A 15,048-nucleotide genomic window follows, 5' to 3' on the forward strand; every position below is an offset into this window, starting at 1 on the left:
CGGCGCATACCAGTGCCGCGCTGTAACGCGCTTTCCATTTCAGGACGCCTCGTCCACTTCCAGTCGCATTAAATCAGACTTGTAAATCGTAACAATGGCCTCCGAAGTGGCCTAGGGCCAGTCCTGTGCGCTATTTTGACCAAGGCTAATATCAATGAGTGCCACCTCGCAGCTGGAGTGGTAATTTAACCATCGTCGATATCAGGCTCACCACGGATCCCGATCAACGTCGCAGCGGTTCTGGAGTAAAGTGTATATACGTTTCGCTTTTCCAGAATGAGCGGCAACCTTCAATGCAGATTTCGAGTTGTTAAATGATTCAACGACGGCACGTCTTCCACATCGGCGGCTACGATCCAATCACCCCAAAAGAGCAGGTTGATCGCTTACGCCGCTCGCTGTCGAGCTTCGATAAGATTTGGGGCGCTTCTTCACGGCTGTCGGAAATCTCGAACACATCTGCAATCAGTGCCTCGTGTAACTTGGAGGCATGGGGGCCGAACTGGAAAACTTACGTCACCTTCGAAATGCTGCGCTGGGATGATCTGATTCGATGCGATTCGGGAGTCGGGCTCGTGCCTCGTCTCGTTCAGTCCGTGAAAGCCCTATTCGACTTCATCGTAACGGGAACATTACTTAAATATGCTATCGCAAGCTGGAAATATGCCCTCTTCTTCATCTTTCCGTATTGCTGTTTACTGTTGATCGCATTTTGCAGCGCTGGGTTATCATATCTGGTGATCAGGTTCATACGCCCAACATTTTGGGTAGAAGAATTACTGCTTGGAATTCTTCTATCGCTTGCCATCTTCGTCATCTCGATGCTCTGGATTGGACCAAAGCATCGGATAAACCACATTCTCGACGATGCCATTTTCTCCCTTCAATTTCTTCACGGGCAAAAACGCGAACTTGACAGGCGGCTCAGCGATTTTGCGGAGCTGATATCAAAAGCAGCTCGGGCCGCAGAAGTTGATGAAATTCTGATTGTAGGCCATTCCCTTGGCGCTGCGCTCTCAATAGCGGCGGTAGCGCGCGCGCTAAAATTGGATCCTCTGCTCGAAACGCGCGGACCAAAGCTATGCATTCTTACAGTGGGCGCCACTATTCCTAAATTCTCGTTGCATCCGATGGGCGGCCAAATACGGGAAGCGGCGCAACTTGTGGCCGGAACGGCTGCCATCGACTGGGTCGAATACCAAGCACGAGATGACGCGATCAGCTTCTATCGTTTCGACCCTGTCACTCTGAAACGTATCAGTCGAGACCATTCAGGAGTCCATCCAAAGATTCGGCGCGTCCAAATACACTCAATGGTGAGTCCTATCCGCTTCCGACGCTATCGGTTCAACTTTATGCAGATCCATTATCAGTTTCTAATGGGAAATGATCAGCGCTCGGCTTACGATTATTGCATGATTACTTGCGGACCGCTCGACTTCAACGTTGCGACTTCACCGTCTGGAGCAGTTGGGCTATTCGGGGCAAACGGTTCTCTGATGATGACCCGAACTTGATAAGTAGCCTCTTCGCTCTAGCTCTACGGCATGAAAGGCGGCCTTCGACGAGATCATGGCGACCGCCGTCAAGCGCCAGCATGAACCCCAGCGCATCGTTGGCGGCCTGCTCACCGCCGAGATCAACGAGAAGCAGGCCCGGTCGATCAAATACCTGCTCACCATAGCCAAGCTACCGCTCGCTAACCCGTCTTATTCGTCAGAGTGCGCCTGAGAGGCTGGCGAGCGTGGTGTAAAGCGCTGATGCGGCGTAGGATTCGGTTGCAAAGCCAACCCCATCACCTCAACCGCGAACGCCAGGCCCGCCATGACCGATGATACGATTCTGCCCTTCTCGTTTCCAGCCGTTCACGCCAAGAAAGTCACAGCTGCCTTCGATGGCGGTCGGCTGACCTCGAACGGGGGCGTGATGCTTCTGGCGATGGCCGAGCGGCGTCTCGGCTTGGCCGACAATTTGGCCCGGGTGTTCCCGGATCGGCGCGATCCGACGCGGGTCGTGCACAGCCTTGTCGATATGTTCCGCGCGCGCATGTTCGCGATCTGCTGCGGCTACGAGGACGCCGACGACCTCGATCATCTGCGGTCCGATCCCGCATTCAAGCTGGCCTGCGGACGGCTGCCGGACACGGGTCGCGATCTGTGTTCCCAACCGACGCTGTCGCGGCTGGAGAATGCTCCGCGCCTGCGCGACGTGATCCGACTGACCTACACTTTGGTCGACGCATGGATGGATAGCTACCCGCGCGAGCCGGCATCCGTCACGCTCGACATCGATGATACCTGCGATGTCGTCCACGGCCATCAGCAGCTCTCGCTGTTCAACGCTCATTATGACGAACGCTGCTTCCTGCCGATCCACGTCTACGACACGGAGAAGAGCCGGCCCGTGGCGGTCGTGTTGCGGCCCGGCAAGACGCCGGGCGGCGTCGAGGTGCGTGCCCATCTGCGCCGCCTGATACGGCATATCCGGACGCGGTGGCACAACACGCGAATTACGTTCCGTGGCGACGGGCACTATGCCCGGCCGGAGGCAATGGCGTGGTGCGAGACCAACGGCATCGACTACATCTTCGGTCTGTCCGGCACCAAGCCGCTCGCCAGAAAACTCGACGAGGCCGCCGACGACATCCGCACGCGACGCGCCATCGAGAACCTGCCGGTTCTGCGTGGCTATACCGAGACGCGCCACAAGGCCAAGTCCTGGGATCGCGAACGGCGTACCGTCGCCCGTATTGAGGCGACGATGCTCGGCCTCGACATCCGTTTCGTCGTCACCAGCCTCGATGTCGGCTCGGCCGAGTGGATCTACGACAGCCTGTATTGCGCGCGCGGCCAAGCCGAGAATCTGATCAAGCTGCATAAGACACAGCTCGCCTCCGATCGCACCAGCTGCCGTTCGGCGCTCGCCAATCAAGTCCGCCTCGTTCTCCACACCGCCGCTTATTGGCTGATGCTGACCGTGCGCGACGCGATTCCCAAAGCCCGGGAATTGGCCACAGCCGAGTTCGCGACGCTGCGTCTTCGTCTCTTGAAACTCGCTGCCCGTGTCGTCGAGACCACGAGCCGCATTCGCCTTGCGTTTGCCGCGGCCTGTCCCGAAGCCGACCTGATCCGCGGCTTGCCAGGCGCGCTGCTGCCGCTCGGTCCTTGACCGGCGGGGCGTCCGCCCCCCGTTCGCCCAACCTACACCTCAAGCGCGTTGCAAAGTACCGGTCGTCAGGCGGTGAAAAGCCGAAGGCAATCCCGCGCGCCTCGTCAGAGCAGATGTGCGGCCACATCAATCGGACTAAAAAAACGCACTCTCACGAATAGGACGGGCTAAGGACCTCGCGGATTTCCAGTCGACTGGCACACCGTTTAACCAGACGCTGGTCGATGATCTTGCCACCGGCGGCTTTATCGCCCAGCAACGCAACGTCGTGCCGGTCGGCGGCACAGGTGCTGGCAAGACTCATCGGAAGCTGCATCCGATCCGGTGCTCGCGGGCGCTTCTACAATTTGGTTTGTGGTGATGCTGTAGATGGGGTGATTGCGGTTGCTGCTCGAAAGGCTCAGCCTGGAAGGGAAGCCGGCGAGCCGGTGGCAGCAGGAGCGGGAACATGAAGCACTATGTCGGTCTGGATGTTTCGCTAAAGGAGACGGCTATCTGTGTTGTGGACGAGAATGGCGTCGTCATTCGCGAGGGCAAGGCACTTTCGGAACCGGAGGCTATTGTTGCCTGGCTCAACGAAAGCGGATTGCCCATTGTCAAGATCGGGATTGAGATTGGTGGTCTCGCTCGTTGGCTGTACAGCGAACTGCGTGCTGCCGGCTTACACGCAGTCTGCATCGATCCCCGAAGACTGCGTGGCGTGACTAAGACGATGCCGATTAAGACCGATCGAAACGACGCTCGCGCCATTGCACAGGTAATGCGGGTCGGCTGGTACACCGTTGTTCATATCAAGGGTGACGTGAGCCAGGAGCTACGAATGCTTCTCAACAATCGCAAGACGCTTTTGATCAAGCAGATCGATATCGAGAACGAAATTCGCGGCGTCTTACGCGTCTTCGGCTTAAAGCTGTCTGGTCGTATATCTCAAGCGACGTTTGAGCAGCAGACTAATGAACTCACAGATGGCCATCCACGACTCGCGGCGATGCTGCGCCCAATGCTTGTGGCTCGAGCCGCGCTGCGTGAACAGTACGGCGTCCTGCACAAGATGGTACTTGAAATAGTACGCCGCGAACCGACATGTCAGCGGCTCATGACGATACCGGGCGTAGGTGCACTGACGGCAATCACGTTTCTAACAACCATTGATGACCCAGATCGCTTTCAACGCTCCCGCGATGTTGGCGCGCATCTTGGCCTTACGCCACGCAAATACGCATCTGGGGAAACCGATCGGAATGGCGCTATTTCGAGGTGTGGCGATGTGATGCTCAGGACCATACTTTATCAGGCCGCGCTTGCACTTCTAACCCGCACCAAGCGTTGGTCCGCATTGAAAGCTTGGGGTGTAAGGGTGGCCAAGCGACGCGGCCTTCGCCGAGCGGTCGTAGCAGTCGCACGAAAATTAGCGATCGTGATGCATCGGATCTGGGCAGATGGAAGCGAGTTCCGATGGACCCGCGAGGAGGCGACCGCATGATCAATTAGCAATTCAGCGGATCCGCCGAAAAGGCGGGACGACGTCCTGCGAGGACGAGGTCGGGGTGACTGCGCTGCAACCTCTGTGCCTGCAGCACGCGCCTAATAGATAGCAGCTCCCGATCTTCGGACTACCATCGTGAGGCGGCTATGAACGTCGACCTCGTAGACAAGAGCGAGCCTCGCAGGCTGTCGGTAACGAGCTGAACCCTTGTGCCAGCAACCGCAATCAGACAAGAGATTGCACATGCGAGCCGCGCTTAGAAAACCGGACTTGATCCTAGTTTGTCTTCAACTCACTCCGCTTCCGCATGTAGTAGCCCTGCCTCTTAGACTTAATTTCGTCGCTGACGCTGGGGACCCTCCTCTTTCTTTTTTGCCATCTCCCCGACGTGAAACCGAGAGGTATCGACGATCCCTGCCTCACAACGAGCAGATCACGTTTATGGTTTAGCTGCACGTCGAACATGTATCACCTCCGATCCGACCCAAAACACTATCGTTTCGGAGCAGAGAGAAGCTTGCATAACTGCAACAGACCGAGCGGTATTTGGTGGTCTTCACCGTTCACCCGGCCACCACGTTGACGGCGGATCGCTCGCCGAAATCTTCGTCGGCCGCAACGCGATGAGATGGCCGCGCTTGTACGGATAGCCGAGCTCCCTACGCCCGCACCGCGCGCCCAGCTGCCGCCTTATTTGGTCGCGGTCATATCGGCGAGGTTGCCCCTCCCTCCGCGGATGGCCATGAGCGAGTCTGTCTCGCTGTGCATGCACCGACTGCTGCTCCACTGACCAAACGAGAGGTGGCGAACTGTCCTCGATGAAACGACGACACGCCGAGAAGAATGATCGTGAGCGTCATGCGGAGACCACGCGCTGAGGGTTGATCTGGTCGGCTAGGAAGATCTCGCGGAATGGTTTGTCGCGAGGTCACAATGTCAAAGGATAGTCGTAAGGATAGCGATAAGGATAGGCATATGCCTATCCTCGAACACGGCGCCGACACGCTGCAGCGTGTCGAGATCATCACCGGGACGGGCCGACGTCGGCGCAGGTCGACCGATGCGAAGGCGGCGATTGTTGCGGAGAGTTTTGCGCCGGGTGCAAGCGTGTCCGCAGTGGCGCGGCGACACGACATCAGTCCAAGCCTGTTGTTTCTCTGGCGTCGCCAGGCTACGCGGGCGCAGGTCGCGGAGCGCGGGGACAGAGGCATGCCACCTGGCTTTGTGCCGGTCGCGATCACCGGCTGTGGGCGCCCGAGTGAGGAGCAGGCGGCGATCGAGATCGAGGTCGGCGCGATTCGCATCCGTGTCAGGGGGACAGTCGACCGGGAGGCACTGTGCGAGGTGCTGGCGGCGGTCGGGACGGTTGGTCGATGATCGGGCTTCGAGCTGGGTTGTCGATCTGGATTGCGACGCAGCCGGTCGATTTCCGCCGCGGCATGGACTCGCTGGCGATGCTGGTGAGCGAGGCCTTTGGAGCCGATCCGTTCGACGGCGGACTTTATGTCTTCCGCTCCAAGCGCCGAGATCGCGTGAAGATCCTGACTTGGGATGGAAGCGGCCTTGTCCTTTACTACAAAAGAATCGAGGGGCAGTTCACCTGGCCGCCGATCAAGGAAGGCGTCATGTCGCTATCTCATGCTCAGCTCTCGGTGCTGCTCGATGGCTCGGACTGGAAGCGTGTGCCGATGCGAGTTGTGGATCAGCCGATACGAGCTGGTTGATCATTATCAAGAGTCGTTCGTCACTCATGCGGAGTTGTTGTAGAATCGCTCTGCATGAGTGATTTGCCTTCCGATCCAGCATTGCTCCGACAAGCCGTGATGACGCTATCGTCACGGCTTGCGGCGTTGTCGGAGGAATGCAGCACGCTGGCGACCGAGCGTGATGCAGCGATCGCCCAACGCGACGCTGCGATCCAGGAGAACGACAAGCTCCTGATGATCCTGTCCCAGTACAAGCGCACGATCTTCGGTCCGCGCTCCGAGACACTGGATATCGGACAGCTGTCTCTCTTCACCATCAGGGCACAGGCGGTTCGTGCCGCCGCCAACGACGACGTGACCGGAGGCAGGCTGCCTGACGGAGCGGAGGGCCGTGGAAAGCGACCGGCGCGACGCAACCGGGGGAAGCTTCCGGAGCATTTGCCGCGCATCGATGTCGTGATCGATATCGAGAGCCACATCTGCCCTTGCTGCGGCGAGCAGCTGCACAAGATCGGGGAGACCGTCAAGGAAGCCTTCGACGTCATTCCGATGCAGTACCGGGTCAAGCGCATCATGCGTCCACGGTACGGCTGCCGGGGATGCCGCCAGGGTGTTCTGCAGGCACCCGCGCCGGCCCAGGCGATCGACGGTGGAATGGTGACGGAAGCCTTGCTGGCCCACGTCGCGGTGATGAAATACGGCTACCAGCTGCCGCTGTATCGCCAGGAACAGATGTTTGCCGCCCAAGGCATCACGCTCGACCGGCAAACGCTGGCCTCGTGGATGGGCCGCGTCGCCTGGTGGCTGAAGCCGCTTCACGCGCTGTTGCGCCGCGCAGTGATGTCCTACCCGCGGCTGTTTGCCGACGAGACGCCGCTGCCAGTTCTCGATCCCGGCCGTGGCAGAACCAAAGTCTGCCAGTTCTGGGCGATCGCCACCGACGACCGCCCGTGGGGCGGCCCGGCGCCGCCGGCAGTAGTCTACGTGTTCGCCGAGGTGTCATTCGGCCTGCAATATTGACCCCCTAAGCCGGGGGATCGGCGTCCAAAATTGACCCCCTACAGATTGATCTGTTGCGCTGCCTGCTTTGGAACGAAGCAGGTGGTGGGGGATGCTGATCGTGGAGACAATTGCCCGGATCCGGCGCGAGCACTTCATCAAGGGCAAGACGATCAAGGAGATCGCCCGTGACCTGAAGGTGTCGCGGAACACGGTCCGGAAGGTGCTGAGGTCGGGAGAGACCTCCTTCGAGTACGAGCGGCAGGTGCAGCCGCGGCCAAAGCTGGGACGATGGGCAGTAGAGCTTGACGGATTGCTGGCGGCGAACGCGGCCAAATCGGCTCGTGAACAGCTGACGTTGATCCGGATCTTCGAAGAGCTGCGCGGCCGCGGCTACGACGGCGGTTACGATGCCGTGCGGCGTTACGCCAGGCGGTGGAGCAAAGAACGCGGGCAATCGACCGCGGCGGCTTATGTCCCGCTGAGCTTTGCCCCAGGCGAAGCCTACCAGTTCGACTGGAGCCACGAGGTGGTCTTGCTGAGCGGGACCACGGTGATGGTGAAGGCCGCCCATGTCCGGCTCTGTCACAGCCGCATGCTGTTCGTGCGGGCCTATCCGCGGGAGACGCAGGAGATGGTGTTCGACGCCCACGACCGGGCGTTCGCTCTGTTCAAAGGCACCTGCACCCGCGGCATCTACGACAACATGAAGACCGCCGTAGAGACGATCTTCGTCGGTAAAGGGCGTCTCTACAATCGCCGCTTCCTGCAGATGTGCAGCCACTATCTGGTCGATCCGGTCGCCTGCACGCCGGCGTCGGGCTGGGAGAAGGGGCAGGTCGAGAACCAGGTCGGGCTGGTCCGGGAGCGCTTCTTCACGCCGCGGCTGCGGTTCAAAAACCTCGACGAGTTAAACGCCTGGCTGCTCGACAAATGCATCGCCTACGCCAAGGCTCATCGCCACCCGGAGCTGGTCGATCAGACGATCTGGGAAGTGTTCGAAGCCGAGCGTCCCAAGCTCGTTCCCTATGCCGGCCGCTTCGACGGCTTCCATGCGGTGACGGCATCGGTCTCGAAGACCTGCCTGGTGCGCTTCGACAACAACAAGTACTCGGTCGCAGCCAGCGCAGTCGGACGGCCGGTCGAAGTCCAGGCTTATGCCGACCGCATCGTGATCCGTCAGGATGGACGCATCGTTGCCGAGCACCCGCGATCCTTTGGCCGCGGCGAGACGACCTATGATCCCTGGCACTATGTGCCGGTGCTGGCTCGCAAACCCGGTGCCTTGCGCAACGGCGCTCCCTTCAAAGACTGGGTGCTGCCGGCCGCGATCGAGCGGATCCGGCGCAAGCTTGCCAGCACCGACGATGGCAATCGGCAGATGGTCGACATCCTCACCGCGGTGCTGACTGACGGTCTGTCCGCGGTGGAAGCGGCCTGTGCCGAAGCGCTCGGTCATGGCGTCCATTCCGCCGATGTCGTGCTCAACATCCTGGCCCGTCAACGTGAACCCGCCCCACCGGCCAACATCATGACGCCGGCCGCACTGACGCTCCGTCATGCACCGATCGCCGATTGTGCCCGCTACGACAACCTCCGGAGGACCATCTGATGGAACGAACCCAAATCTTCGACCTCATGGGCGAGCTCAAGCTCTACGGCATGAAGGCTGCCTTCGACGAGATCATGGCAACTGCCGTCAAGCGCCAGCACGAACCTCAGCGCATTGTCGGCGACCTGCTTAACGCCGAGATCAACGAGAAGCAGGCCCGCTCGATCAAATACCAGCTGACCATTGCCAAGCTGCCGCTTGCCAAGGACATCGCCGACTTCCAGTTCGACGGCACGCCGATCAATCAGACTCTCGTCAATGATCTCGCCAGCGGCGGCTTCATCGCCCAGCAACGCAATGTCGTGCTGGTTGGCGGCACCGGCACAGGCAAGACCCACCTGGCCATTGCCATCGCCAGAAGCTGCATCCGATCCGGTGCCCGCGGCCGCTTCTTCAACGTAGTCGACCTCGTCAATCGCCTCGAGACCGAGACCCGCAACGGACGGCAAGGACGGCTCGCCGAGCATCTGACCCGGATGGACTTCATCGTGCTGGATGAACTCGGCTATTTGCCCTTCGCCCAGTCCGGTGGCCAGCTCCTCTTCCACCTCGTCAGCCGGCTCTATGAGCGCGCCTCCGTCATCGTGACGACCAATCTCGCCTTCGGCGAATGGCCGAGCGTGTTCGGCGACGCCAAAATGACCACAGCGCTGCTCGACCGATTGACCCATCACTGCGACATTGTCGAGACCGGCAACGATAGCTGGCGGTTCAAGAGCCGAGACGACGATCACGCCACCCGCGCTCGTCTCGCCTCCGCTATCCCGGCCAGCTCCGACGAGACGAGCGCTACCAGCAAAGCCCGCCGCACGAAGGGGTCAAAATTGGACGCCGATGAGGGGCGCATTGCCTCATCGAAAATGTTACCGAACAATTCCGCTGATGACTGGGGCGGCGTTACCGAATCAGGTCGGTGGCGCCAATGGCGAGCGGGATCAGCATGGGCGCAAGGCGCGAGGTGTTGGCCGTGGTGGCGAGGCGCTACCGTGCGGCTGGACGAGTTGAGAAGGGACGGATCCTTGACGAGTTGACAGCAACGACGGGTTGGCACCGCAAGCACGCGGTGCGAGCACTGTCGGTTGCCGGAAGGGACAGGCCCAGACCACCACTGGACGAAGGGGCAACGAGCCCAACCGAACCAGCGACAAGTCGGCGACGCAAATACGCCAGCGTGCGCGACGCGCTGATCGCGCTGTGGGAAGCCTCCGATCGCGTCTGCGGTAAGCGCCTCGTATCGATGATCCCAGTGCTGTTGCCCGCACTCGAGCGGCATGGCCGGCTGAAGCCAACGAGCGCAGAGCGTGCGCTGCTGACAACTCTGAGCGCGGCGACGATCGATCGGATGTTGATCGACGTTAAAATTGCGGCTGCTGGGGGGCGCCGGCGGCGAGTCGGATTCTACTCGGCGATTCGACGCGAGGTGCCGATCCGCACTTTCAATGACTGGGCAAACCCGCCGCCAGGCTTTTGCGAGATCGACATGGTCGCGCACGGTGGGACCAGCGTCGCCGGCTCGTTTATCCAGACTTTGACCATGGTGGACATCGCAACAGGATGGACGGAATGCCTGCCCCTGGTGACACGCGATGGCAGCCTCGTCGTGGAAGCGATGACGCGAGCACAGGGCCTGTTCCCGTGGGTGATCTGTGGCGCCGACTTCGATAACGACAGCGCGTTCATGAACGACGTCGTCGTTCCATGGTGCCGAGCACAGAAGATCGAGGTAACGCGGTCACGTGCCTACAAAAAGAACGATCAGGCTTTCGTGGAGCAGAAGAACGGTGCGGTGGTCCGGCGGCTCGTCGGATACGGGCGCTTCGACGGGGTCGAGACGGCCCGCGTGATGGCACGTCTCTACGCGGCGGCGCGCCTGCTGGTGAACTTCTTCCAGCCGTCATTCAAGCTCAAAGAGAAGCGCCGCGAGGGTGCCAAGATCATCAAACGCTATCATCCGCCTGCCACACCATACGAACGTGCACTGGGGCACCCGAAACTCCCATCAGCGGTCAAGCGCCGTCTGCGCCAGACGTATCGGACTCTCGATCCCATACAATTGCTTGCCACGATCCGCACGGCGCAGGAAGAGCTCGGCGAACGGATCGGCAAGCGCGGTCTTGCGAAGGTTCCCACCGTATCGCCGGCTGATCCGCTCTCGTTTGCCCGATCGCTCGGCACGGCGGCAAACACCGCCGAAGTGCGGGCCACGCACCGCCGGCCGAAACGGCGATACAAAAAGCGTATTCGCATGCCCTCGAAGCTCGATCCCCATCTCGCGATCATCGAGAACTGGCTCGCCGTCGAGCCACAGCTCACTGCACTGGCCATCGTGGGCAGGCTCGCCACGATCGATCCTTCGATGTTCAGCGACAAGCAGCATTCGATCGTTCAGCGCCTGCTTCGGTCCCTCCGGCGGAAGGTGGCGGAGACAGCCATCGTATCCATGCCCGTGGATGAAATACGGCCCGAGGCTGTGGACGGCGCTGCGTGTGATGAGCACTCCGCCCCGCCCACAGCCTCTCCACCGAGCTGGCCGCGGCTCGAGACCGGTCTGGGGCAGTTCGTAGACCTTCATCCCGGGTAACATTACTTCCTGAGGCAATACGAGGGGTCAAATTTGCAGGCCGATTGACAGTCAGCCGACCGCCATCGAAGGCAGCTGTGACTTTCTTGGCGTGAACGGCTGGAAACGAGAAGGGCGGAATCGTATCATCGGTCATGGCGGGCCTGGTGTTCGCGGCTGAAGGTGATGGGGTTGGCTTTGCAACCGAATCCTACGCCGCATCAGCGCTTTACACCACGCTCGCCAGCCTCTCAGGCGCACTCTGACGAATAAGACGGGCTAGCCTTCCAAACCGCGAGGGCACGACGCTGATGACCCGGATCGCGGCGGACAAATCCATATCTGGTGCGCGTGTCCAGAGGCATAGGCGTGGTGCATTCCAGAATTTCAACGTGCGGTCCGCGATAGCATCCCAGCAGAATACCCCCGGCCTCCAGGCTGGCTTCATCCGGTCCGTTGAAACGCTTTATCTCGGCGACAACCTGTTCCGCCAAAATCACAAGATGACCGCCTGCGAGGAAAATCATCACTCAATGTTGCCACATGCAGGACACCTGTCGATACGCTTCGGATTGCTGTCCTTGATCTGAATGGCGCGGTCGTGGTCAAGCGTCAGCGATCGCCACTTGTGGCCGCCACCGCCGTTCGCCCAGTCGAGCGCAATGTCGCAAATTAGGCCCGCCGCAACCGCTGCGCGGGAAACCGGAAACGGAATGAAGTGCGCATCCCCGCACGCCAGATTGCGGCCCGTCTCCACCTTTGCGTCGCCGCGCATGAGCTTAAACCTGGGCACGCCGGCCAGTTCAACCTTGAGACACTTGAAGCAGGCTAGGCCAGGGTCTCCGGTCATGAAGGCCACGGCAGCCGCGCCGTTTCCCTCCAGCCAGCCGAACAAAACCGGCGGAAAGGCCGGCCGAGCTGTGATGGCAAGTTCGTTGATGGCGATCGACAATGCTTCCTCCCCGGTCGCATCGATAATCAGATCCTGTCTGCGAAGAACAGTGGTGTCATTCATGATCGAGCGCGGAATGCTGGTGATGTCGAGATAGGGAAGCTGCTCGCGAAGAAAGTCTGCGCAACCATCGGCCTTGTTGCGGTCGAGATACGGCGATCCAAGCAAATGACGGCCAAGATTGGCGCCCTTCAGCTTGTCATTATCGACTAAGGTCAGCTTTCCGCCGCCGGCGCCGGCGCCGCTTAGAGCTAGGTGTTGCGCCAGGAAACCGCCGACCGTCCCGCATCCGATGAGTAGTATTTTCTTTCCGGCCAGATTCGTCATTCCGCCCATGTTCCTCGAGAAGACGTACTCCTCGTCGACCGGCACGCCGACGTAGCCCGAAATCTTCACCGCACCCTGCATATATCGGAGCGTCTCGCCAATATGAGCGCGCCGGTTCTTCAAAAGCTCCGGCGTCCTATATGCCTTGGCGATCTCCGCCGACACGAAGAAGCGGCCGTTCGGTGCCGACAAGCAAATCCACTGGTGATGTCCCGTGGAGCGGGCGAACGCTTTCTCGATCGCTCCGACCGCCGTCGGCGCAGCGCGCTCGTCATCCACGTGTTCAATTCTGCCAGATTCTTGGGCGGCCAGGATTGCTTCGGATCGAAGGATAGCGCCGGAACGCGCAGCACAGGACAAAGCAGGCCTTCCGGGTCCTTGCCGCCATTACGCTTGTGCAGAGTGACAAAACTGGAAGCCCCGTCAGACACGAGAATTTCTTCGCGCCCAGAATGGCGGTCAAACTTCAGTATCTGGATCTTCGCATCGCCTTCGAACCCTTCAGGAAGATCCATCAAGACGGTGCCATCCGCCCAATATGCGCCGAACTCACCGACCAGGTCCTCGTCAAGCCGTCCCCGGACGGCATCTCTCAGGACCTTGTCGGCCCATTCGAGGCACTGGATCATGGTCTCAGCGGGCTTGTATCTGTCGAGTACGATCGCCTTTCCGTCGAGATAACAGAACGTGCCATCGGATCTTAGGACGTGGGGCACCTGGCCGGCGGATCCGACGCCAGGATCGACCAGCCTAATGCTCGGCGGCGCCACGAAATCAAGATCGGTCACCGAGACCACAACGGGGACTTTCAGTCCCGTTTCATCGAGCACGCCGCGGTAGTGCAACCCCGATCTCGTATGGTCGCGCACGAAGTGGCGCTGCAGTAGCGCATCGTGAACGCGTCGGATCGATTTCGTGCGCCTGTCAGGCACTCGTCGACTTGCCGACGACGGGTGCAGCCGAGATTCGGCGATCGTGCGACCGGACTTCAGCGTAGGCAGCCTTCGTCACGTCGATGAGATCGGGACGATCGGGAATGCGGTCGCCGAACAGGTCCTTCAGACGCGTCACGGCCTCCTGCGGGTCGAAGCATTTCTCGTCGATCTCGCCCAGCTCCTTCGCGAGTCCTTCGGCCATCACGATGGCCATGCGCCTGTCGGCATCTTCGAGGCGGGCATCGACCTTCTCTTCGGAATCAGTCGGGTTCTCGACCGGGCCGGCCAACAGGATGGGCAGGCGGCGGGCAACGAGGAGGAGTGCGGCATCGTCCCGCTCGGGAACGTTCGGCCGGCCGAAATCGTCGAACACCCGCCACGCACAGACCATCAACAGGATCGACGAAACGCGATCGAGATGGGGCCGGTTGTGGTCGCGCCATGCCTTCAGGTAGCGGCAGATGCGGCGGAGCCTTTCTCCATACAGATCGACTGCGTCGACGAACCAGTCGTTGATCTGGCGCGGATCTGAAGCCACCCAGTCTTCCTCGCGGTGTGCCAGCAGCACGCAATCGGAAGGCAGCGCATCCCAGCGGTCGATGCTGTCGGCCCTGGCGTCGAACGCGCCGTCAAGGGTCCTGGATTGCGCGGCCTTTTCCAACAGCCTGAATTCCTTGTCAGGAATCGCATAGAGGGGAACGTCGATGTGCGCATATTCGGATATGATTAGGCGCGCGCAGGTCGGCTTCCTCACAAAGATCCAACCCTCCTCCTTCGCCAGCACCTGCAGCGCGCGGTCGACGATCGCGAAGAAGGCAGCGGCGGCCACCGAGGGCTTAGCACCCTGAACGAAGGTCATCGGCAGGTAGGTGCCGTCGTCTAGGTCCATCTGCTGCGGAGGCGTCCATGCCGGGTCGTTGATCGTCCTGTAGAGTCAGCGTTCTGGCTGCTCGTCAAGGGTGATGGTTCTGGCGTTGCGTTTTCGCATGCTTTCGCCGGCAAGCTGGAGGCGGTGAGCGTTATGGACGAGGCGATCGAGGACAGCGTCGGCGTAGGTTGGGTCTCCGATAACTTCGTGCCATGTGTCCACAGGGAGTTGGCTGGTTACGATGGTGGAGGCGCGGCCATGGCGGTCCTCAAGGACTTCCAGTAGATCGCGCCGTTCGGCAGCGGTGAGCACTGACAATCCCCAATCGTCCAAAATCAGAAGCTGGGCGCGGCCAAGGGTTTTGAGCAAGCGGGCATAACGTCCATCCCCCCGCGCGAGTGCCAACGCTTCGAACAATCTTGGGATGATCTTCCC

General features: G+C 60.4%; 9 protein-coding genes and 7 pseudogenes. 11 read left to right on the forward strand and 5 right to left on the reverse strand.

Annotated features, from left to right (window positions below; translation table 11 throughout):
* Window positions 1-314: 314 nt before the first annotated feature.
* The 11 genes and pseudogenes from HAP54_RS01110 to HAP54_RS52365 all read left to right on the forward strand — a co-directional run bounded on the left by HAP54_RS01110 (window position 315) and on the right by HAP54_RS52365 (window position 11,552).
* Window positions 315-1,517 (forward strand): alpha/beta hydrolase, encoded by a 1,203-nt coding sequence (locus HAP54_RS01110; protein ID WP_166298542.1) that lies wholly within the window; start codon window positions 315-317, stop codon window positions 1,515-1,517.
* Window positions 1,518-1,572: 55 nt separating this feature from the next.
* Window positions 1,573-1,701: pseudogene (locus HAP54_RS01115) on the forward strand (IS21-like element helper ATPase IstB); the annotation flags it as partial.
* A 123-nt stretch (window positions 1,702-1,824) separates the two neighbouring features.
* Window positions 1,825-3,168 carry an IS1380-like element ISBdi2 family transposase gene (locus tag HAP54_RS01120; protein ID WP_166204320.1) on the forward strand — a complete coding sequence of 448 codons (1,344 nt, stop codon included), beginning with the start codon at window positions 1,825-1,827 and terminating at the stop codon, window positions 3,166-3,168.
* 148 nt (window positions 3,169-3,316) lie between these two features.
* Window positions 3,317-3,587: pseudogene (locus tag HAP54_RS01125) on the forward strand (ATP-binding protein); the annotation flags it as partial.
* 29 nt (window positions 3,588-3,616) lie between these two features.
* Window positions 3,617-4,651 carry an IS110 family transposase gene (locus tag HAP54_RS01130; protein ID WP_166298543.1) on the forward strand — a complete coding sequence of 345 codons (1,035 nt, stop codon included), beginning with the start codon at window positions 3,617-3,619 and terminating at the stop codon, window positions 4,649-4,651.
* A 978-nt stretch (window positions 4,652-5,629) separates the two neighbouring features.
* Window positions 5,630-6,031, forward strand: coding sequence for an IS66-like element accessory protein TnpA (gene tnpA / locus HAP54_RS01135; protein WP_166298544.1), 402 nt, complete (start codon window positions 5,630-5,632; stop codon window positions 6,029-6,031).
* Window positions 6,028-6,378: an IS66 family insertion sequence element accessory protein TnpB gene (tnpB, locus tag HAP54_RS01140; RefSeq protein WP_166298545.1), complete on the forward strand. Its 351-nt coding sequence runs from the start codon at window positions 6,028-6,030 to the stop codon at window positions 6,376-6,378. Before tnpA ends, tnpB begins: the two co-directional genes overlap by 4 nt.
* Window positions 6,379-6,504: 126 nt before the next feature.
* Window positions 6,505-7,356, forward strand: a pseudogene (gene tnpC / locus HAP54_RS01145) (IS66 family transposase); the annotation flags it as partial.
* 115 nt (window positions 7,357-7,471) lie between these two features.
* A pseudogene (gene istA, locus HAP54_RS01150) lies at window positions 7,472-8,962 on the forward strand (IS21 family transposase); the annotation flags it as partial.
* 8 nt (window positions 8,963-8,970) lie between these two features.
* Window positions 8,971-9,813 (forward strand): annotated as a pseudogene (gene istB / locus HAP54_RS01155) (IS21-like element helper ATPase IstB); the annotation flags it as partial.
* Between the two features lie 329 nt (window positions 9,814-10,142).
* Window positions 10,143-11,552, forward strand: coding sequence for an integrase catalytic domain-containing protein (locus HAP54_RS52365; protein WP_166293515.1), 1,410 nt, complete (start codon window positions 10,143-10,145; stop codon window positions 11,550-11,552).
* A 230-nt stretch (window positions 11,553-11,782) separates the two neighbouring features.
* On the opposite strand, the gene HAP54_RS01170 is transcribed toward HAP54_RS52365, so the two are convergent.
* The 5 genes and pseudogenes from HAP54_RS01170 to HAP54_RS01190 form a co-directional block, all read right to left on the reverse strand.
* A complete protein-coding gene (locus tag HAP54_RS01170) occupies window positions 11,783-12,058 on the reverse strand; it encodes a hypothetical protein (protein ID WP_166298546.1) in 276 nt (91 codons plus the stop codon).
* The gene (locus HAP54_RS01175) at window positions 12,058-13,089 is read right to left on the reverse strand and encodes a ThiF family adenylyltransferase (RefSeq protein WP_166298547.1); all 1,032 of its coding nucleotides are present in this window, start codon (window positions 13,087-13,089) and stop codon (window positions 12,058-12,060) included. Before HAP54_RS01175 ends, HAP54_RS01170 begins: the two co-directional genes overlap by 1 nt.
* A 263-nt stretch (window positions 13,090-13,352) precedes the next feature.
* Window positions 13,353-13,742 (reverse strand): annotated as a pseudogene (locus HAP54_RS01180) (E2/UBC family protein); the annotation flags it as partial.
* Window positions 13,735-14,667 (reverse strand): CBASS cGAMP synthase, encoded by a 933-nt coding sequence (locus tag HAP54_RS01185; RefSeq protein ID WP_312022843.1) that lies wholly within the window; start codon window positions 14,665-14,667, stop codon window positions 13,735-13,737. The gene HAP54_RS01185 and the pseudogene HAP54_RS01180, both read right to left, overlap by 8 nt.
* Window positions 14,668-14,679: 12 nt before the next feature.
* Window positions 14,680-15,039 (reverse strand): annotated as a pseudogene (locus HAP54_RS01190) (ATP-binding protein); the annotation flags it as partial.
* Window positions 15,040-15,048 lie beyond the last annotated feature (9 nt).

This window comes from Bradyrhizobium sp. 2S1, assembly GCF_011516625.5.
Lineage (GTDB): Bacteria > Pseudomonadota > Alphaproteobacteria > Rhizobiales > Xanthobacteraceae > Bradyrhizobium > Bradyrhizobium septentrionale.